Origin of the sequence: Solibacillus sp. FSL K6-1523 (assembly GCF_038005225.1) — a bacterium.
In the GTDB taxonomy this organism is placed as follows: domain Bacteria; phylum Bacillota; class Bacilli; order Bacillales_A; family Planococcaceae; genus Solibacillus.
Genome location: NZ_JBBOSU010000001.1, coordinates 2,132,028 through 2,150,355 on the forward strand (window position 1 = coordinate 2,132,028; position 18,328 = coordinate 2,150,355).

Annotated in this window: 17 protein-coding genes and 2 pseudogenes; 6 read left to right on the top strand and 13 right to left on the bottom strand. The window is 36.4% G+C overall.

From position 1 onward, the window contains the following. Nucleotides 1-105: 105 nt before the first annotated feature. From MHI10_RS10110 to MHI10_RS10130, 5 genes are all read right to left on the bottom strand, one after another. Nucleotides 106-372: a 3-hydroxyacyl-CoA dehydrogenase family protein gene (locus MHI10_RS10110; protein WP_340785144.1), complete on the bottom strand. Its 267-nt coding sequence runs from the start codon at nt 370-372 to the stop codon at nt 106-108. Further along, nucleotides 369-1,871, bottom strand: a complete 1,503-nt coding sequence (locus MHI10_RS10115) for a class I adenylate-forming enzyme family protein (RefSeq protein ID WP_340785145.1) — start codon at nt 1,869-1,871, stop codon at nt 369-371. The genes MHI10_RS10110 and MHI10_RS10115 overlap by 4 nt, the downstream gene beginning before the upstream one ends. Before the next feature lie 13 nt (nt 1,872-1,884). Beyond that, nucleotides 1,885-2,469 carry a TetR/AcrR family transcriptional regulator gene (locus MHI10_RS10120; RefSeq protein WP_340785146.1) on the bottom strand — a complete coding sequence of 195 codons (585 nt, stop codon included), beginning with the start codon at nt 2,467-2,469 and terminating at the stop codon, nt 1,885-1,887. Nucleotides 2,470-2,479: 10 nt separating this feature from the next. Then, nucleotides 2,480-3,628 (bottom strand): acyl-CoA dehydrogenase family protein, encoded by a 1,149-nt coding sequence (locus tag MHI10_RS10125; protein WP_340785147.1) that lies wholly within the window; start codon nt 3,626-3,628, stop codon nt 2,480-2,482. Nucleotides 3,629-4,011: 383 nt separating this feature from the next. Next, nucleotides 4,012-4,515 carry an SRPBCC family protein gene (locus tag MHI10_RS10130; protein WP_340785148.1) on the bottom strand — a complete coding sequence of 168 codons (504 nt, stop codon included), beginning with the start codon at nt 4,513-4,515 and terminating at the stop codon, nt 4,012-4,014. Nucleotides 4,516-4,788: 273 nt separating this feature from the next. Between MHI10_RS10130 and MHI10_RS10135 the strand changes: the two are divergent. Then, nucleotides 4,789-5,125 (top strand): annotated as a pseudogene (locus MHI10_RS10135) (FMN-binding negative transcriptional regulator); the annotation flags it as partial. 140 nt (nt 5,126-5,265) lie between these two features. Here MHI10_RS10135 and MHI10_RS10140 read toward each other — a convergent pair. Together MHI10_RS10140 and MHI10_RS10145 are read right to left on the bottom strand one after the other, a co-directional pair. Further along, nucleotides 5,266-5,853: a helix-turn-helix domain-containing protein gene (locus MHI10_RS10140; RefSeq protein ID WP_340785149.1), complete on the bottom strand. Its 588-nt coding sequence runs from the start codon at nt 5,851-5,853 to the stop codon at nt 5,266-5,268. 126 nt (nt 5,854-5,979) lie between these two features. Further along, nucleotides 5,980-9,075, bottom strand: a complete 3,096-nt coding sequence (locus tag MHI10_RS10145) for an efflux RND transporter permease subunit (protein ID WP_340785151.1) — start codon at nt 9,073-9,075, stop codon at nt 5,980-5,982. A 93-nt stretch (nt 9,076-9,168) separates the two neighbouring features. On the opposite strand from MHI10_RS10145, the gene MHI10_RS10150 reads away from it, so the two are divergent. Beyond that, a complete protein-coding gene (locus MHI10_RS10150; RefSeq protein WP_340785153.1) occupies nt 9,169-9,993 on the top strand; it encodes a TetR/AcrR family transcriptional regulator in 825 nt (274 codons plus the stop codon). 42 nt (nt 9,994-10,035) lie between these two features. Here MHI10_RS10150 and MHI10_RS10155 read toward each other — a convergent pair whose 3' ends face one another. Beyond that, nucleotides 10,036-10,767, bottom strand: a complete 732-nt coding sequence (locus tag MHI10_RS10155; RefSeq protein ID WP_340785154.1) for an alpha/beta fold hydrolase — start codon at nt 10,765-10,767, stop codon at nt 10,036-10,038. Nucleotides 10,768-11,181: 414 nt separating this feature from the next. Between MHI10_RS10155 and MHI10_RS10160 the strand changes: the two genes are divergently transcribed. From MHI10_RS10160 to MHI10_RS10175, 4 genes and pseudogenes are all read left to right on the top strand, one after another. After that, nucleotides 11,182-11,382 (top strand): cysteine-rich CWC family protein, encoded by a 201-nt coding sequence (locus MHI10_RS10160; RefSeq protein WP_340785155.1) that lies wholly within the window; start codon nt 11,182-11,184, stop codon nt 11,380-11,382. 64 nt (nt 11,383-11,446) lie between these two features. Then, entirely contained in the window at nt 11,447-12,139 is a 693-nt protein-coding gene (locus MHI10_RS10165; protein WP_340785156.1) for an ABC transporter ATP-binding protein, read from the top strand. Continuing rightward, a pseudogene (locus MHI10_RS10170) lies at nt 12,139-13,242 on the top strand (ABC transporter permease). Before MHI10_RS10165 ends, MHI10_RS10170 begins: the two are co-directional and overlap by 1 nt. Before the next feature lie 255 nt (nt 13,243-13,497). After that, nucleotides 13,498-13,830, top strand: coding sequence for a cell division protein FtsK (locus tag MHI10_RS10175; RefSeq protein WP_340785157.1), 333 nt, complete (start codon nt 13,498-13,500; stop codon nt 13,828-13,830). 1,109 nt (nt 13,831-14,939) lie between these two features. Here MHI10_RS10175 and glsA read toward each other — a convergent pair. The 5 genes from glsA to MHI10_RS10200 all read right to left on the bottom strand — a co-directional run bounded on the left by glsA (nt 14,940) and on the right by MHI10_RS10200 (nt 18,305). Further along, nucleotides 14,940-15,878, bottom strand: a complete 939-nt coding sequence (gene glsA / locus MHI10_RS10180) for a glutaminase A (protein WP_340785158.1) — start codon at nt 15,876-15,878, stop codon at nt 14,940-14,942. Between the two features lie 68 nt (nt 15,879-15,946). Next, nucleotides 15,947-16,696 (bottom strand): class I SAM-dependent methyltransferase, encoded by a 750-nt coding sequence (locus MHI10_RS10185; RefSeq protein WP_340785159.1) that lies wholly within the window; start codon nt 16,694-16,696, stop codon nt 15,947-15,949. Between the two features lie 260 nt (nt 16,697-16,956). Further along, the gene (locus MHI10_RS10190; RefSeq protein ID WP_340785161.1) at nt 16,957-17,427 is read right to left on the bottom strand and encodes a DMP19 family protein; all 471 of its coding nucleotides are present in this window, start codon (nt 17,425-17,427) and stop codon (nt 16,957-16,959) included. A gap of 24 nt (nt 17,428-17,451) precedes the next feature. Then, nucleotides 17,452-17,718, bottom strand: a complete 267-nt coding sequence (locus MHI10_RS10195) for a hypothetical protein (protein WP_340785163.1) — start codon at nt 17,716-17,718, stop codon at nt 17,452-17,454. 47 nt (nt 17,719-17,765) lie between these two features. Next, on the bottom strand, nt 17,766-18,305 hold the full coding sequence (locus MHI10_RS10200) for a GNAT family N-acetyltransferase (RefSeq protein WP_340785165.1): 540 nt from the start codon (nt 18,303-18,305) through the stop codon (nt 17,766-17,768). Between the last annotated feature and the right edge of the window lie 23 nt (nt 18,306-18,328).

The following is an 18,328-nucleotide window of genomic DNA, read 5'->3' on the forward strand; positions in this document are numbered from 1 at the left end:
CAAACTGCCTTCCTTCAAATACCAGCTTATAATCACCCACGCAAAAAGCTTATCGGATACAGCAACGCACTATCCAATAAGCTTTTTGTATTATCCATCTTTATATTAACTATAACAATAAAACCCCTGTCCTGTTTTCCATCGATAATGCCCTGCACGTACTAGTTTTTTCAGCAATAAAGAAATGCGATATTTTGAATTACCGGTTTCATTAAGTAGCGTTTCTTGAACGTACAGTAACATATCCAAGCCAATCATATCCGCAAGTTTTAAAGGGCCGATTGGTTGATTTGTTCCTAAAACCATTCCTTTATCAATACCTTCATCTAAAACAAAAATGACTTCACGAAATTTTTTATAGCTTAAACTCACACACCTGCATCCTCTTTAGGTCGCAATGTATGCTTCATCACTTTACCGGAAGCGTTTCTCGGCAATTCATTCAAAAATTCTACTTCCACTGGCACTTTATATTTTGCGAGCTGTGTTGCCGAGTAGTTCTTCACTTGGTCCTCCGTCAGTGATTGCCCTTCCTTCAATACGACGTAAGCTTTTGGCACTTCTCCGTATACGGGATGTGGGACGCCGACTACTGCCGCTTCCAATAGTTCAGGAATTTGATAAAGTACATCTTCTACTTCAATGGGGTAAACATTTTCTCCGCCTCGATTAATCATGTCTTTTTTACGGTCAACAATATACAGTAGACCGTCCTCGTCAAAGCGGCCTAAATCACCTGAATAGAGCCAGCCTTCTTTAATTGTGCGCGCTGTTTCTTCCTCATTTTTTAAATAGCCTTTCATCACTTGAGGTCCCTTAACAACAATTTCCCCCACCTGTCCAATAGGTAGTGACTTTCCATATTCATCGACTACTCGTACTTCCGTTTGTGGCAAAGGTTCACCAACAGAGCCGATTTTGCTTAGCGCATGATGGTCTTTGAGTGAAGAAGCAGCAGGTGAATTTTCCGTTTGGCCATATAAATTTTGTACTTTAATGTTTGGGAAGGTTTCTTTCAATTTCTTCAATATTTCATAAGGCATTGGTGCGGCACCGTAACCGAATAAACGCAATGTTGGAAGCTCAATTTCTTTTATATGTGGTAAATTTAATAGAATTGTATACATCGCTGGAACACCGAAGAACATCGTCGGCTTGGCATTTTGTAAAAGCGCTAGTGTTTTGTCAGTTGAAAATGCCTCTTCAATAATGATTGTGCCGCCTTTATACGTAACCGGGACAACGAAAACATGCGCTGCTGCACAGTGAAATAATGGAGTGGATACAAGCATGCGGTCATTTTCTGTAATATCCATGACTTCTGACCAAATTTCCCCAGCCGCCATAATATTTCTGTGCGTCAGCATTACTCCTTTAGGCTTCCCGGTTGTTCCAGATGTGTACATAATGACGGATGTATCATGTTCCCCTAATGGCACAGGTGTAAAGTGGAGGGTTTCATCCGTAAGAATTTTCCCAAGCTGATCTTCACCGCCGATTGCGAGTTTTTCATGGAAGACATGTTGCGTTTCATTAATGACATGTTCAATTCGGACATCGTAAATAAGTGACTTGGCTTTTGAATGATTGAAAATATATTCCACTTCAGGTACAGCGAGCTTTGTATTAACGGGCATTACAGAAAATCCACCCAATTGTAAACCGAAATAACATACTAAAAATAGATCCGTGTTTAATGAATAAAGCGCGATAATATCTTCCTTTTCATAGCATTTTGATTGAAAATAAGCTGCGATTCGTTTCGCTTTTTCGTAAAACTCACGATATGTCCACTCACGTCCGTTATAAGAAGTAAACACTTTGTCTGGTTGATTTTTCGCATAATTTCCGAATAATTCAGGTAGTAACATAGTAATCTCCCCTTTATTTCAATAGTTTAATAATATACGCTGCAAATTGCTGTTTTAGCTCTTCCTTCGTCATTCTGCCAGTCGGGTTATACCACTGTTGAATCCAGTTCATTGCACCGAGTATCATCATTCGGACAATAATCGGCTCTTTCACATGGAATTCCCCTGAAGTGACCCCTTTTTCAATAGCCTGATCAAATAAATTAGAATAATATTTTCGTAATTTCAGCACAGGTTCAATTTGCTCTGGATTAAACATTTGTTTCGGCTCGATAATTAAGTTGAACGTTTCTTTTTCATCTACTGCATAGTTAATATGCGTGGCGACCATTTTTCGTAGTAGATGTTCCGCAGAGCCTTCTTCCAGTAAAATTTCTTCAAGCTCCTCAGTTGCTTGCGCGAGAACAAGTTTATGACATTGGTACATGAGATCGCCTTTATTTTTAAAGTAATAATATAATGAACCTTTTGTCATCAACATTTCTGCCGCAATTTCTTCCATTGTTGCACCGTCATAACCTCTCCGATTCACGATTGTAATGGCAGATAATAAAATTTGTTCTTTCTTCTTTAAGATCTTTTTCTCAGAGAGTTTCATTTGCAACCTCCTACGACAGTATTTTCTTCGCGATAATGCCTTTCATAATTTCGGTCGTACCAGCGTAAATAGACGTCACCGAAATGTCGCGGTATCTTCGGGCAATTTCGTATTCCTCCATATAGCCATAGCCACCATGGAGTTGAAGGCATTCTGCTGCTACTCGTTTCGCCATTTCACTAATCCACCACTTGGCCATCGAAACTTCTTTTACGATATCCTCGCCATTTATATGTTTTTCGGTCAAAGTATTCACATACGTTCTCCCGATGTCAATTTCTGTCGCCATTTCAGCAAGTTTAAATTGTGTGTTTTGGAAATCAGCAATTCGGCTACCGAAAGCTTTACGCTCTTTCACATAATTAATTGTTAGTTTCAGCATTTCCTCCGCTTCCACTTGAACTTGGAGCGCTACGACAAGGCGCTCTTGTTGCAGTTTTTCCATTAAGTAATAAAAGCCTTTTCCTTCTTCCCCAAGCAAATTTTCGACAGGTACTTTTACATCCTCAAAAATAAGCTCTGCTGTATCACCAGAATGCATGCCGATTTTATTTAACTTTTTACCTCGTTTGAAGCCGGCTATGCCATTTTCCACAATGAGTAAACTAATTCCTCGGTGCGCGGGTTGTGCATGGGGATCTGTTTTACAAACAACAACGACGTAATCTGCGTGCATGCCGTTTGTAATGAATGTTTTCTCCCCATTTAAAATATAGTGATCCCCGTCTTTACGCGCGGTCGTTTTGATGCCGGCTAAGTCGGAACCAGCTCCTGGCTCTGTCATAGCAATGGCGGAAATAAATTCCCCTGAAACGCTCTTTGGCAGCCACTTTTGTTTTTGCTGCTCGGTGCCATACGCCGCGATGTAAGGGCTTACAATATCAGAGTGCAAACAAATGCCACTTGCTAAACCAACGCCTACCTTTTCTAACTCTTCCGTTAAAATCATAGAGTAAGAAAAATCAAGCCCAAGTCCCCCATACTGTTCATCCACCCATGGAAGTAAGAAACCATTTTCCCCTAGCTTTAACCAAAAGTCGCGTGGAATATCGCGTTGTTCTTCCCATTTTTCGTAATAGGGATACGCTTCTTTTTGGAGCATTTTGTGAAGCGCTTCTCGAAACATATCATGCTCTTTTGTTAAGAATTTAGCTTTCATGTATAAGTAATCCTCCTTTGAGTTTAGAATTTGTTTTCTGTAAATTCTGAATTAATTTCCATTTTAGCTGTCTATTTATTAAAATGCAACGCTTTTTTAAACCGTGTTCAATTTTTAATCTATGTTCAAAATTTGAAAATCATTCATGATGAGAGGTCGGAATATTTAGGGGGTTCTACTAATAATATGCACTTTTTATGTAACAAAACTGATGACACAACATTCCCCCAAAAAAATTCAAACCGTTGTTGGAAGTGGATTTGTATAATAATGCATAAAATATCGTATAAACAATGGGCAACCAAAAAACCACAAAACGTTGAGTTAACAACGTTTTGTGGTTTTGGGTGTCACTTCATAGATAGTCGGTGATTTCCTTTACATCAGTTCTGCATATTTGATTCCTTTGACAAATAATCTTCTAATTGATTGAAGGTGCCTGAGAATCCTTCTTGAACCATATCTTGTGATTCTACAAAGGTTTTAAGTTCCTCTTCGGTTGCTGATACAGGAGTCTCAATCATCGTAAGGGTTGTTTTGCCATCGTGTTCTAAGAACGTAAATGTATTCCGTATTTTCAGAGGCCAGGTATTGTCAAATGGTGCACGCACGAGATTGCCTTCTTCATCGGAAAAGAATTGGGTATAAATAAACTTTTCCGGGGTGCTAATTTCATCATAAATGAATTTGACCCACATGATATCGCCATCAGGGGATTTCTGGCTATAGTGGAAAACACCATCCTGGCTGAACTCGAACGTAGAAATGTTAAAATCCCATCCTTTTGGTCCCCACCAATTTCGCAGATGTTCTGCTTGGGTGAATGCCTTAAAAACAATCTCCCGAGCAGCATTTAAAGTGTAGATGATTTCAATTTTAGTAGACATAATTTTCCCTCCAATAGTTTAACTTCTCCCAACGCGAACATGCCGTTAGGGGAATATCCGTGTCAAGGAATTGAGTTTTTTATAATAAAAGTAATGTGGTCCATTTTATAATATCCTAAGCATCAAATTTTACACATAATGTTTCAAATGTGTCAAAAGATTTTTCAGTAAAGTTAAGACTACTTCATCAATCTGGCCCGTTTGTTGAACACATGTTAAACAACACTCTTCAACTAAAATGGATTTAATTAAAGGATCAGGCAAAAACATAAATGGAATTATGTGACCGTTCATGTATAGGGAGAAGTCGAACTATTAGAGGAGGAACAGGAGGTTAATGAGCTCTTTACATGATATGGTGCTAAAATACGAAGCTCCTGACAGTTCATACAATTTGCAAGATGTAGATGCCGGATTTCTTGCTGGTATGAACAAAGGAGTTCAAGGTTTCAAAATAAAAATTAACAAAATAGAGGGGAAAGCAAAGTTAAGTCAAAATCATTCATCGCAAAGACAAGAGTTAGTTATTCATCAACTTGAACAGATTTCAAATACAGATGAGCAACAAATTTCTTTATTAATGAAGGCAAACCTAAAAAAACTACAATAATGTGTATCTCGTTTAACAAGCCCAATTAAAAAGTCGATTTCCCCCAACAAAAATAGACTACTAATTGTAAAGCCAATTAGCAGTCTATTCCGGTTCATCAAATATCAAAGGTTGTATACCATATATTCAATAGACAAATCTTACCTTACATACTGATAAAACAACCCATCTTTCGTATCGTACCAGAACATTTGACCCAATTTTTTCTTTGGCAGCCTTACGTTCAAACCCCATTCAGGGTATTGTTTGATCAGTTGGATTTGTTCCCCTGTTGCAAAGGCTACAAACGAAATATAATGTTCCTTTGTCATCGGGTGTTCGCTGGAAACGAACCATTCATTGTCAATCATCTCAACGCTTAATTTTTCAGCGTTTGTAGCTTTTTTTGCTTCAAGTGGCTCAAGTTTTCGACCACAGCATGATACCGTGAAGTTTCCTGTTGCAAGCCCAATGTTTGTACAATTTGGGCATACATAATAAAGTGATTTTTTCATATTTCCTCCTACCATTTCGTTCATAGTAACTTCCCCATCTAATAAGTCTTCAATCGGTACTTCTAGGAGGGCTGATAATTGCGGTAGCAACGTAATATCAGGACATCCATAACCGCGCTCCCATTTTGAAATCGTGCGGTCAGAAAGATGCATTTCATCCGCTAGTTGTTTTTGAGTTAACCCTTTTTCTTTCCGCAATTGATAAATAAGATGACCAATTTTTTCATTATCCACGTTAATCCCTCCTACTGCTTCTATCATAATGTAACTTAAATCGCATAACAACAAACGCTCCGTAGAGTTTGTGAAAAAGAAAGAAAAACAGCCTGCGAAAAAATTCCACAGGCTGTTTTTCAACTATTAATTATCTCTCACATCTTTCCGATTTTTCTTCAGCATTTTCGATAATAGTTCATACACAATTGGTACGACGATTAGCGTTAATAATGTTGATGATAATAAACCGCCAATTACGGTAATCGCTAAATCTTGTGAAATTAAACCACCACCAGCACCGCCAAATGCCATTGGGACCATTGCCCCAATTGTTGCGATTGCTGTCATTAAAATTGGACGTAATCGCGTTGCACCAGCTTCTAAAATTGCCTCGCGCATATTCATACCATCATGTTCCATATGAATAATACGGTCGACGAGTACAATCGCATTCGTCACGACGATTCCGATTAACATAAGTAGACCCATTAATACAGAAACCGAAATTGTTTGACCCGATGCCCATAAGCCAACCCATGAACCGATTACCGCGAATGGTAATGAGAAAAGAATCGCAAATGGTGCTAAACCTTCACCGAATGTTACTACTAAAATGAAGTAAACAATCGCAATTGCTGCTACCATCGCTAACCCAAGTTGTGTAAATGTTTGAGCCATATCTGCTGCAACCCCACCGACACCAGTTGTAACGCCTTTTGGTAAATCTAAGTCTGCGATTTTTTCATCGGCAGCTGATGTGGCTTTTGAAATATCTTTATCTGTAATTGTACCTGAAACTGTCGCAAAGAATTCACCTTTTTGACGAGATAAAGAAGTTAACGTTGTGCCTTCTTCCACTTTTACTAACTCACCAAGCGTCATTGTAGTACCCATTGCTGTTTGAACAGGTGTTTTTAATAATTCATCAATCGAAGCCGCGCTTGCTTTGGCATCACGTTGAACAACTACATTAATATCTTTACCGTTATTTTCAACAGTCGTTAATACTTCTTTTGATGTATCCACTTGTAACGCCATTAAAATTTGAGCTGTTGTTAAGCCATATTGTAAAACGTCTTGCTGATCTACTTTTAATACATGCTCAACATATGGGTTCGAAGCATTCGATTTAATATCTTCTAAACCTTTAATATCTTGTAAAGCACCCTCTACTTGAGAAACGGCTGTACGTAGCTTATCTAAGTCTTCACTGTAAAGCGTGTAGCTTACTTCATTAGAAGACATGCCACCCATGCCGAAGTTTTGTGTTTTCCATTCACCAGATTGACCGATGTTGAAAATATAATCTTCTACTTCTTTTTTCGCTTTTGTGAATTTTGCTGCTTCCATTTCTGGATCAAAAATTAAGAACATTAATCCACTACCAGCACTGCCGCCCATCATCATAGCAGACGGGTCTGTTGAAGCTTCTGTTGTTACCGATAATTGAATAATATCAACATCGTCACGTTTTAATAATTCTTTTTCAACTTCTTCAATATTCGCTAATGTGTTATCAATTAGTTCACCTGTGCCTGGTGAATATGTTAAATACATCATTTTCTCTTCTTGTGAACCCATGAAGCTAAAGCCGATTAATGGTGTTAGCATTAATGAACCAACAAGCATTGCCACAGCAACAATTGAAGTAATCCATTTATGGTTTAAACATTTTTCTAGGAAATTACGATAAGCAACCGCCAGTTTCCCAACTTCTTTATGTTGACTTTCTGCTTTTTCCCCGTAAATTTTCTTACGGAATAAGAAGTGTGAAAGTGCCGGAACAATTGTAACTGCAACGATTAATGACGCAATTAATGCAAATGACATTGTTAAAGCAAATGGTAAGAACAGTTCACTCACCATACCTCCAACAAAAATAAGTGGTGCGAATACAGCCACTGTTACTAATGTTGAAGAGAAGATTGGTTTGAACATTTCTAGTGTTGCCTCACGAATGAGTGCACGTCCTTGTAGCTTTTCATCTTTCAAGTGCATGCGTCGGTAAATATTTTCGACAACAACGATGGAGTCATCAATTACACGACCAATTGCGACCGTGATGGCACCAAGCGTCATAATATTTAACGTAATACCTAACCAGTTTAATAATAGTAATGCCATAAATACTGAAACTGGAATGGAAATAATCGAAATAATTGTCGATTTAAAGTCACGTAAGAATAATAAAATAATTAAGATGGCAATTAATCCACCAAATACTGCTTTCTCAATCATTGTGAAAACAGAATCTTCAATTGGCTGACCTTGGTCAAGTGAAATATCGACTTTTAAGCCTTTAATTAATTTTTCTTCTTCCGCCATTAAATCTTTCACGGCATTAACAACCGTTACCGTATTAGCATCTTGCCCTTTAACGATTTGGATGGCAATCGCATCTTTACCGTTTGTACGTGAAACGGATTGAACTTTACCAACCGTTTTGATGTCGGCAATATCCCCTAATTTCACGAATGGTGATGGATTTGCTGCAGATGGTGTAACTGGAATGAGCATTTCTTTTAAGTCTTCCATCGTTTTGAACTTACCATCAATTGCAACGGCTTGTTCCCCATCTTTAAATTCATATAAACCAAGCGAAATGGCTAAGTCACTTGCTTGAACCATTTGCTTCACGGAATCCTCTGTTAAACCAAGGTCCGCCATTTTCTTTTCATCATATGTGAAAGCAACTTCTTCAATATGTTGACCTGTAATCGATGCAGATGCTACACCGTCAATTTTATTAATTTTTGGTAGAATAATATCTTCCACTGTCGATGTTAGCTCGACAATTTCTTCTTCCGTGCTACTTATTGATAAAGCAACAACGGGCATCATATTCATACTAATCGCCATAACAGTTGGCTTTTGTACGTCTTTAGGTAATGTAATATTATCTAACGCCGACTCTAACTGGCGCTTTTTTTCATCCATATCTACGCCGTACTCATATTCTACTTGAACTTGAGAAACGTTTGACGAAGAAGTTGAATATACACCTTTTACGTCTTCTAAACTTTCAATTGCTTTTTCAAATGGTACGGAAACATCATCCATAACCTGTTCTGGTGTTGCTCCAGGATAAACGCCCATTACGATTAAGAATGGGATTGAAATATCCGGAATGGACTCCATTTTCATACGCGTCGCAGAATAAATTCCTGAAAACGTGATGATTAATGTCAGTAACCATACCGCTAATTTATTCTTTATGACGAAATTCACTAAACCGTTCACTGTTCCACCTTACCTTTCTTGACTTGCTAACATTACCATTTTATAATAATGACTATACGGTCAACTGTCAATTCAAAGGGGTATGTAAAATTTATGACAAAAAAACAAATCATTATTGATGCTGCGCTTGAATTATTTGCGGCTAAAGGAATTGAAGCAACATCTGTTCAGCAAATTACAGAGCATTGTGGTATTTCAAAAGGTGCTTTTTATTTATCCTTTAAATCAAAAGAAGAACTAATAATCGCTATCATAGAGCATTTTATGAGCAATATTATTATGGATGTTGACCAATCAGTCAATGAAACGGAGAAGCAATCGGATAAGTTATTTGTGTATTTTGTAAAAACCTTTACAATTCTTTCCCAATACACTGGATTTGCAGAAATCTTTATGCGCGAAAGATCAACGACCATTAGTGAAAAATTAATCGAAAAAGTCCATTTCTTTGTCGCAATGGCCAATACCAATTTAACGAAGCTACTGTTTGATGTGTTTGGAGAACAAATTGAAGGAAAGCAATATGATTTGGTTGTGGTCATCAATGGTATGGTTCAATCCTATGCGCAATTGCTATTTGAAAATAAACAGTATATCGACATTGAAAAATTAGCCCAAACATTAGTAGAGAAAACAACCATTTTAGCAACAAACAGCCAGCTTGTATTTTTGAAACAACCCATTCATCCGCCGAATGCAACCGAGCAAGCCGTTCCTATTGAAGAAATTATTGATGGTCTCCAGCAAGAATCTACTTATTCATCTAATAAGTTGGAAAAAGAATCAGTTCAGCTATTAATTGAAGAACTTCAAAGTGAAACGACACGCACAGCGATTGTTTTAGGATTAGTGTCTAATATTGAAAAGAATGATAAGTTTGATTGGTATTGCTATTTGTTAAGAAAGCAGTTTCAATGATTAGAAAAAAGGGGAATCCGGCTAATCCGTTTCCCCCTCTGTTTATAAAAATTCACGGATCGCCTGAATAACCGCTTTCGAATCTTCGAGCATGCCTAAATGACCTGTATTCGTTGTTACTTTATGAACATGCCGATTGGACGTCTTGATTGGTTTGACTGCTTTGTCTTGCTCCCCCTCGATTATTAGTATTGGAATTTCAATAGTGTCTAACAGTTCACGCTGGTCCTTACGCGTCATCATCGCACCAAGCGCGGCAACTAAGCCATCTTCCATTGATTCATATGCTACTTCCTTCGCGAATAATAGATCATCTGTTTTGGCATCAGGTGCTAGAAATTGATCAATAATACCATCTACAAACGAACCGACACCCGATTTATGAATTTCATATTGTTGCTCCGTTCTTTTTTTAGTCGCTTCTGGTGTATCTGCCGAATCAGAAGAATAAAGTAAGATGGCTTTATCAATCGGAAATAGCTTTTTTTCCAACGCTGCTAAAGTAATATATCCGCCCATTGAATGACCTAACCAATAAGCACTTTCAACATTTTCTTTCAGAAGTACCTCTACCACTTCTTCCGCATAGCGCTGCATCGTATAGTCCTTGTCTTCCCCTACTTCACTTTGACCATGTCCAGGCAAATCAATCGTGATGATATCCATTGTTTGTGTGAGAGGTTCGATGATTTTATCGAAAATGGCAATACCGCCAAGAAAACCATGAATTAGTACAAGAACCTTCCCGGAACCTTTGCGTGTGTAATGTAACAAAAAACCACTCCCTACTTCAAACTATAACCTATCCATATCCCAGTTACGTTCAAATTAAACGTTGGGGGAAATTATTGTTGTTCAAGTACTGAGTTTCTTTATAATAAAAAAATACACCAGCTGTGAAAAGCGATGTACTTTTGGATAGTTTATTTATCTCGGCAAAATTTACACACTTGCACGGTTTCTTTAGACTCTAATTTATGTGTGTACAATAACTTTACTCTTTTCCGAGTACATAAAGGGCAATTACCTCGCCCATTCGAAGGCAGTCGATTTAATACTTTTCCGCGTTTACTTTTCGCCACAACCATTCACCTCTACTAAAAGATTGTTTGTTCGTTCTAGTAGATGTTGAATTTTTAAAAAGAGTGACGGTATAATTGAGTCAAATTTGAAAAAAGGTGGTTGCCTATGACTTTAGAAATGAATCAAGCCAAACTTTGTCCACTCTGTAAAAAAGATAATAAATGTGGGATGACCGACAATTCCTCAACAGAAGTATGCTGGTGTTATTCAAAAAGCTTTCCCAAAGAGATTTTCGACCAGGTACCACTGGATCGTCAAAAGAAGGTTTGTATTTGTGAAAATTGCTTGGTGGAATTTAAGGCTTAATATTTCAGGTTAATTGAAACTTTCTCCTAATTTAACTCGTATTTACATTAGGAGGTTGATTTAAATGATACATATTGCGATTCAATCAGGTGGCTACGAACAAAATCAAACTATTTTACACGATATTCATTTTGATCTGATACCAGGACAATTAGTTGGGTTAATTGGTTCAAATGGCGCTGGGAAAAGTACGACCATTCAAGCAATGATGGGGACGTTACCTCATATAGAAGGTACGGTGCAATTACCTCCATATGGATATGTACCGGAAAGACCGATATTGTATGAGTATTTTACGTTACAGGAACATATTGATTTTTTGATTCGTTCGGTTGAACAAGATGCTTCCGTGTTACAACAACGGGCAAATAAGCTATGCGAAACATTTCAGCTCACGACGAAATTATCGGAATACCCAATGAAATTTTCAAAAGGGATGCAACAAAAGGTCATGCTAATTTTAGCATTCACTCCCCTTTATTCTTTCTATATAGTAGATGAACCGTTTATGGGATTGGACCCACAGGCAATGCGTCGTTTACTGCAATTATTAGATGAGCTGAAACAGCAAGGTGCGAGCATATTAATGTCTACGCATGCACTTGATACGGCGGAGAAAATTTGCGATCGTTTCGTATTAATGCATGAAGGAACGATTTTAAAACAAGGGACATTAGAAGAAATAAAAGATGATGTACAGAGTGAGGACAATTCATTACTTGCTGCTTTCTATGCATTGCTTGAGGTGAAAAAATAATGGGACTCTTTAGAAAAAGATTGGGTAGACAATGGCAATTTAACCTCACCATATTCAAAAGCATCGCGGATTGGACGGTATGGATTTATCTTTTTATTCCAACGGCATTGTTTTCCTATTACCTCTATCGCGAAACAATTATGCAAAAACAATTTGGTTTGTTGGAATGGATACCTTTTGAAGTATTCCTTTATGTGCTTTTTTTACTCCTCCAAACAGGAACGATTCGAAGTTATTTAGAGTCTGCTGACCAATTATTTCTCATTCAGCAAAAAGCTCATTGTCGAAAGTTATTAACTGGAGGCCTTATTTATTCATTATCTTTGAAAATTTTAATGAACGGACTTTTTCTAGGTTTACTGTATATTGTCATTATTCATTTATACGATCGTACAATACTCGAAATTATATTCATCTTTTTGTTAGGATTCACTGCGTATGTATGGAAACAATTACTCGCTCGAACAAACTTTAGAGAATGGTTTCAATCCATTTTACAACTTCTCATACCGTTATTCATGACCGCGTTTTTATTAGTTGTACCTACGCCTTTAGGTATGATAATTAGTTGCATTCTCATTGCCCTATTTCTCACGCTATACATTCAACGCTATGTGTACCACCTTCATTCATTTGAAAAGCTTTTACGTGTGGACCGTGCGTAATATTATGCTTTAGTCGGAAACGTATTTTCGTTAAGTAAGGAATTGCAGAGTATGAAAGCACCGAAAGAATCGGGCAAAAAACCACGTTTCTTTACGAAGCGAATCATTCAAGATGAAGTGGCAGAACTAATTGTTAAAACCTTTATTCGAAATAAAACATACAAATGGGCTTATTTACGACTGATTGGTATTACATTATTTCTTTACTTCGTGCTCCCTTTTTGGGCGCAAATCCTTTTAGTTATTACGACTTACTTTATGCTTAAAGGGTATACGAATTCCGTCATTACTGAAATGAGAGAACACCCAATCCATGTCATCTTTCAAATTTCTGATGAACGTTGGAATGCTACGCAATTAACGGTAGTCAATAAACTAATTTGGTCTATTATGGTGTTTGTGATTGTTTATTTTATTGGTATTAACTTAATTTTTTAGGCTTTGTTAAAGATGAAAGTTGATATTTAATGAATCGTAATTTTTTATGTTTGCATTTTTAGGTGAGTTAAGCATTATTGTGTAATGTTACCAAATGAGGTTTTGGGAAGGTTTGTTTTACAATAACCCAAAACAATTTACAATGGAACGGGATTGGACGCTTTTATTAAAATTAAAATCCTAAAATTTTGAAACTATTATATTTGTTATTTCGTACTATATTTAAAGAATTATTATTGATTTTAAAGGAGAATTATGAATATCTTTAAAAAAATAATTGAGTTTCTTAACAAAATGAAAAAATTTAATATTTGGGGAGACGAAGATATGGAATTAACTGAGGAACAAATGAAGTATATTCGAATCCAAAATCCGTATGGTATGATAGCGGTTGTTCTTAGTATATTGGCATTCCTTTTCCCGCAATACGGTTTATCCATAATTACTTTGATTTTTTGTATACTAACCTACTTTACATTTGATAAGGAAAAAGAAGATAACCCTTGGCCCTTTTATATTGGTATCTTATTTTCATTGATGGGATTAATGTTGTTTTTTACAGGCGAAAATCACCAAATCGTAGTTTGATTTTGTGATAATAGCTTATACATCTCATAGTTAAATAACGTTCCCAAATCGAAGTTTTGGGGCAAAATAAAACACTTAAAACATCGTTATATGTTTTAAGTGTTTTTTCTTGTTGTAAATCAACCTTTACCTTTAACATAGCCATTTTTTTTATGAAATAGCCCGCTCAGTTGCATGAGTGGGCTATCGTTTGTATAACTATCGGTTGATCGATTTAATTAAAAGCACAATTGCTCCTACAATACTGATAGCTGCTAAAGTAATAGCAATTACAAATTTAGTAGTGCTCACAAGTAGTATGAATGAACACACTTCCAGGATAGCCAAAATTAAACCAAATAAAAAACCTTTTTGATCTTGTTTTCGCAAAGAAATAACTAATTGAATCGATATCATATTCGCTAATCCTATAATAGAAAATGCGATTAAATAATCTAGTATAGGGAAAAGGAGGCTATAGGAAAAGCTCCTATATTAATGCTGATAAAAACGCCGGCTAGTTTTCAATGTATTTTGGCGAGTAACGCTTGAACAACGGCTAGTACTAATTGGTTAATGGCTAATTTACGGAAAAAGTTGGCTAGTTTAAGGAAAACGGGAAACTTGATTGAAAAATATAGTTGTAACAACTAAAAAATCCTGCTCGTTTTTATCTTTCTCCGACAGAAGACTCCATCTGATTCGTGTTACGGATAAAGCCCAACGATTCAGGTGGAGATGAATGTCGGTTGGCGTTAGCCAAAACATTTGTTCTTTGTTAAAATAATCCTATACGTTGTTCCTTGATAACTGGATAGAGGGGGTTGTGACAAGAAAAGCTTTGTCACGTAAAATATCCAAGCACCAGTGAAAAACACGTAAAACCGTTGCTTAGGCACGGTCTAGTGGGTGCGTCAACCATCCTTGTGTACTCGACTTGTCGGGGCTTGTACAGCTCTTCTTTGGGTGGTGCAAGTGGTACATTAAGTGCCGACCGAAAACAGTGATTTGAAAATCGTCACTCAGAGCGTCACTCGTCTCTTAGACGGAAAGACCTGAACTGGCGTTTTCAAGCCCCTACTGAAATGCTTTACCTCAGTGGGGGTTCGTTGACACAAGCAGGCTTCCCTTTATAAACAAAATAAATCATATTCCTTTGACAACTTCTCCAAAAAATCAATGCCAGCAACGCTATTTCCAACATCATCAATCGCCGGTCCAAATAGTCCAATCCCAATGGGCCCTTTTAAATGCTCAATTTCACCGTCTTTTACAACGGCAATTATGGCACCGGATACTCCACTTTTTGCTGGTAAGCCTACGAACGCAGCGAATTTCCCTGAAAAATTGTACAGGCCACATGTCATCATTAACGCTTTAGCGAAATTGATAATTTTTTTACTACATTTAGCTTCACTATTATGACCATTTGTCGCTAAATACAGTGCAATTTTCGCTAAGTCAGAAGTATTCACTGAAATCGAACAAAGCTGTAAATAAACTTGCAGCGCTACTTCTACGTCGGATTTTAAGAATCCATTTGCCTGTAAAATGTATGCAATGGCGCGGTTATAATCAGCTGAATGATACTCTGATAGATACACTTCATTATTAATCGTCACTTGTTTATTTAAAATTTCCTCAAGAAAGGATGTTACGGATTTTACCTTTTCAAACATTGTTTGCCCTGGCAATAACGATGCGATGGTAATGGCACCCGCATTGATCATCGGATTGAAAGGCTTGTTCTTGTTACTTTCTAAGCGCACAATGGAGTTAAAGGAATCCCCTGTTGGCTCAACGTCTACATAACGCATAATTTCCTCTATACCATGATGATGCGTCGCCACCATGAAACTCAGCACTTTGACAACACTTTGAAGCGTAAACGTTTCTGAACAATTTCCCAGTTCAATAGTATCATCCATTGATATCATACTTACTGAAAATGCAGTAGAATCCGCTTCAGCTAATGCCGGTATATAGGACGCAGCCTTACCTTTACTGGTCATTGTATGTGCTTGTGCGTAAATTGTTTGGAGTTTTTCCATTTGTAATTTGCTAATCAAAATGACTAGCGTTCACCTCACGATACTTGTTCAATATGAATAGTTCTTTTCATTAACTTTACCCTTTTTTACGAATTTATATATCCTTTTTTGGCTCTTATAATTAAAAAGGTAGGGCGACGAAATTCTTTACTTAAGCTAGGCAGACTGTATAATGCTTCTTCAGTTGGTATTGGCTCAATAACTTTTTCGATTTGTAAACCATTTTCAATAAGCGTATTTAGAATGGTAGACAACGTCCGATGATACATTATAACATTATCAACTAGCCAATTTTGAGTACGCAAGCCTTCATTTTGATAGTTGTCTATTGCAAAATGAAGCAGATTCCCTTCTTCATTTGTAACCCAACTCTCTTTCCCCTTATTAGCAGTTACAATTGGATGCTCTAGGGAAAATAATAAAATGCCACCTTCACATAATGCTGTACTAATGTTCTTTATGAGTAGTTGAAAATCTGCTATATAGTGAAAAGCTAAGGAACTACTAATAAAATCGATTGTTCCATTCGGCACTTCCATATCTTCAAATGCAACCTGTTCAAAATATAAACCCTGATGAATATGATGCTTTTTTGCCTTTGTAATCATGTTTGAAGAAATATCAATGCCAGTAACATTTTTCGCTCCTTGGCTAATACAATATGCTGCAAAATCTCCTACACCACAGCCAATATCTAATACTGTTTTATTTTTAAGTGTTGGAAGAAGTGTAAAAAAGTTTGGCTGCTCAAGTAAATTATTATAATTATTTTCCCGTGCTCGTATTTCTTGATATTTCGAAAAAAACGTATTGTTATCATAAATATTTTGTTTCATTTCCCCCTGTCCCTTCTGTTCTTCAAAACATTTTAAATATTTGCGCAAACTTATTATCACACGTATAAATAAAATTGAATAGACTTATAATTCAGTTTCTGGTAGGGTGTAGATAGAGGCATGTCTACTTTAGCAAAATCATAAAAAACATATTAAAAGGCAGGAATCATAATCGATCACTGCCCTTTTTTCAATATAATTTAGGTTCCGTTGCCCTATATCTTAGTTGATGCGACGTATCCTCTAGTAAATAAGAAAGATCAATCTTCAACGACTTCAATTAAGTCAGTATGTATCGTAACAAAATAGGTTTCTAATAATTCTCTCAACGCATCATTAAGTTTGTAATATTCTTCAGTCGCTTTTTTAATGACATCATAAAACTCATCTTCATGAATTTCATCATTTTCTAAGGCAATGTACAAATCCCATATCTTTTTAAAATATTTTCTCTCAATAACTGCATAATCATGAGCACCTATTTTCTCAAGCACTCCGATTAATTTATTCAAGTAATGATCTATTCCTATCTCTTGAATATCTTGCCCAAACCATCTAAATAAGCTTTCGTGCCCCCCACTTTCAAGTTCAGAATAGTAATGATAGACAATTGCTGCTTTATTTAAGATATTATCTTCAGATGTTAAATTATGATCACTTAAAATATCCATAATGGCGTTTGAGATAGCTATCTTGCTCATTAAATCTTTTCTTTTCATTTTTGGTTTCATAGTATTTTCTCCAATGCTAATCAGTTAATTTTTATCTTTAAAAGTTTTATAGTATTCATTTGCTAAGATAATAAATCCTAATAATACACCTATAACAAATGGGAATCCTAAAAATAACGAATCAATGAACTCATCCCCATATCGCTTTTCTCCAAAAATAGCAAACCATAATTTAGAATCGCCTGACCAGGAGCTTATTGTAGTTGCATGTATAGCACCTGCTATAAAAATGCTTAGTGTAACTAATAATCCACTTAACATGATAAATCCACCAATTAAAATTCTTTTCAATAGGATCCCCCCTCGTTTATTAGATTTATGTTGTATGCTTAATAAATCTATATCGCACTGCTTTCCCATTCATAATCTAAAACACCATATAATAACGAGTCTCGCCAGCCATCTTTAATTAACAAATCGTCCCGAATTTTACCTTCTTTTATCATTCCGACTTTTTCTAAAACTTTTGATGACGCAATATTTCTTGGATCGCAAGTTGCATATATACGGTGAAGTTTAAGGTTTTTGAATCCAAAATCAACTAATAAAGTAGCGATTTCTGTTGCGATTCCTTTACCCCAATAATCTGGATTAACAATATAAGCAATCTCTCCAGCACGATTAGTGAAATCTCTAATATTAAACTCACCAGCACCAATCATTTTTTCCTTATAAATAATTGCAAACACAAATCTTTTCCTTGGTTCTTGCTTTGAATCTTCCAGTACTTGAGTCACAAAATTTTGTGATTCTTCTACTGTATTGGGTCCCCAAGGCTGGTATTGGCAAACGATTTCTTGAGATGCGTATTTATGAACATCTATCCAATCACTTTGAATAAATTCCCTTAATACTAACCTTTCATTTGAAAGCACCATTACTGACCCACCTTTATCCATTT

Excerpts from the sequence above, each read along its gene's own strand:
- MHI10_RS10150 (WP_340785153.1), top strand. The coding sequence starts at position 9,169 with ATGACAAAAAAACAAATCATTATTGATGCTGCGCTTGAATTATTTGCG.
- MHI10_RS10200 (WP_340785165.1), bottom strand. The coding sequence starts at position 18,305 with ATGGTGCTTTCAAATGAAAGGTTAGTATTAAGGGAATTTATTCAAAGT.
- MHI10_RS10125 (WP_340785147.1), bottom strand. The coding sequence starts at position 3,628 with ATGAAAGCTAAATTCTTAACAAAAGAGCATGATATGTTTCGAGAAGCG.
- MHI10_RS10175 (WP_340785157.1), top strand. The coding sequence starts at position 13,498 with ATGAATATCTTTAAAAAAATAATTGAGTTTCTTAACAAAATGAAAAAA.
- MHI10_RS10160 (WP_340785155.1), top strand. The coding sequence starts at position 11,182 with ATGACTTTAGAAATGAATCAAGCCAAACTTTGTCCACTCTGTAAAAAA.
- MHI10_RS10130 (WP_340785148.1), bottom strand. The coding sequence starts at position 4,515 with ATGTCTACTAAAATTGAAATCATCTACACTTTAAATGCTGCTCGGGAG.
- MHI10_RS10185 (WP_340785159.1), bottom strand. The coding sequence starts at position 16,696 with ATGAAACAAAATATTTATGATAACAATACGTTTTTTTCGAAATATCAA.
- MHI10_RS10120 (WP_340785146.1), bottom strand. The coding sequence starts at position 2,469 with ATGAAACTCTCTGAGAAAAAGATCTTAAAGAAGAAAGAACAAATTTTA.
- MHI10_RS10165 (WP_340785156.1), top strand. The coding sequence starts at position 11,447 with ATGATACATATTGCGATTCAATCAGGTGGCTACGAACAAAATCAAACT.
- MHI10_RS10190 (WP_340785161.1), bottom strand. The coding sequence starts at position 17,427 with ATGAAACCAAAAATGAAAAGAAAAGATTTAATGAGCAAGATAGCTATC.
- MHI10_RS10115 (WP_340785145.1), bottom strand. The coding sequence starts at position 1,871 with ATGTTACTACCTGAATTATTCGGAAATTATGCGAAAAATCAACCAGAC.